This is a genomic window from Paenibacillus sp. VTT E-133280 (genome assembly GCF_002264385.1).
Taxonomy (GTDB): Bacteria; Bacillota; Bacilli; order Paenibacillales; family Paenibacillaceae; genus Paenibacillus_AQ; species Paenibacillus_AQ nitricinens.
Genome location: NZ_NFUX01000155.1, coordinates 1 through 1,443, shown reverse-complemented (window position 1 = coordinate 1,443; position 1,443 = coordinate 1). Strand labels below are relative to the sequence as shown.

Here is a 1,443-nt window from a genome sequence, read left to right as displayed (position 1 = left end):
TCCTGTCGCTCCGGTGGCTCCTGCTGTTCCAGTTGCTCCGGTGGCTCCTGTATCTCCGGTTGCACCAGTGGCTCCTCTAATCCCTATATTTTCACCATACAATTCAGAGTAGACAAGCCGATGAGCAGTCACTAATTGGCCAGTGCTACTTTTTCCCCAAACTGAGACTTGAATTGGATCATCTACTAGAGTTGGTGTTGTGAACATAAATTCGAATGAATCAAAATTTGCATAATAGTCATTCGTTTGTACTTCATTAGGTCCCACCGTATGAAGTTCACTAACATATAGTGTTCTTGTACCGTTCATATAATAGCCTTCGATTTGAACTATCGACGCAGTGACATCGCTCTGGTTGACCAGTTTAATAGTAACAAGCTGAGTAGGTCTTTCACCGCTTACCAGATTGTTTTCTATAGGTCCAGTAGATAAATGACTCAAGTTCTCAACTCCTCTTCAATTCAAATAGATTTATAAATACTCTTAAAATCTGTAGATCAAAAACCCCTACAACAAGATAGTCCACTATAAATTTTAAAAATTGTAACGTTACTATAATCATTCCTCCCATCTACTCCAAATTTGTTAACGATGAGCCTATTATATTTTTCAGTCCATAATTTCTGGCTCTTTATAGTAATATTCTTATCTTGAAATATTGCGTGGACATCCATTAAAAGCCACTGCTATACATATTAAGTACTGTCAGAGCAAACTAGTAAATCTATGAGAATTCAATCTACTACAAATCTTAAAAGCACTTTTCTCCGTCTAGCCCACAACATATTGTGTTATCAAAACAGAGGATAACCCATGAGCTATACTTACAGCTACAGGTTATCCCCCTCTTTGAACATTGAAACTTAGAGAACAATTTTTAAGTCAATTCATGAACAGACCAAACTATACCTGCTGTGTTGGCGCCGCCCAAATTCAAAGGAACTGTCAAACCATTAGACACATAGAACAAGCCAATAACATCACCTGCTGTTAGAGCAAACTCACCAGCCAGCGTTACAGTCCCGCTCCCCAAAATAGCTCTCAAATCTAGAATAAGCGCAACATTGACATCTAACACAGGAAATAATCCACTTACCAGATTTGTTGCGGTAGGAGATGTTCTCTGAACTATAAATGCTGGATTAATTCCACTACCAAGACTTATTGAGATAGAAGCGGTTGTGGAATAATTAATAGTTGCTTCAATAGAATATCTGCCTGTCGTCGGAACTGTGTAATTTCCCGTAACTGGGCTAAAGGATGGATCAGAATAGAACGGAGAAGTCACAGTCCAGCCCGTAAGTTGGGAAGAACTAGATACTGACAAAGTTGGCAGGAATGCAGAGAATCCTTCAGCTTGAATATTCGGCCCGGTTGCTCCAGTTACACCAGTTGTTCCGGTTGCTCCGGTCGCTCCAGCGACTCCGGTTGCTCCGGTCACTC

The 1,443-nt window shown here is 40.4% G+C and carries 2 pseudogenes; both read right to left on the bottom strand.

From position 1 onward, the window contains the following. A pseudogene (locus tag CA600_RS31460) lies at window positions 1-441 on the bottom strand (YVTN family beta-propeller repeat-containing protein); the annotation flags it as partial. 436 nt (window positions 442-877) lie between these two features. Beyond that, window positions 878-1,443: pseudogene (locus tag CA600_RS31455) on the bottom strand (collagen-like protein); the annotation flags it as partial.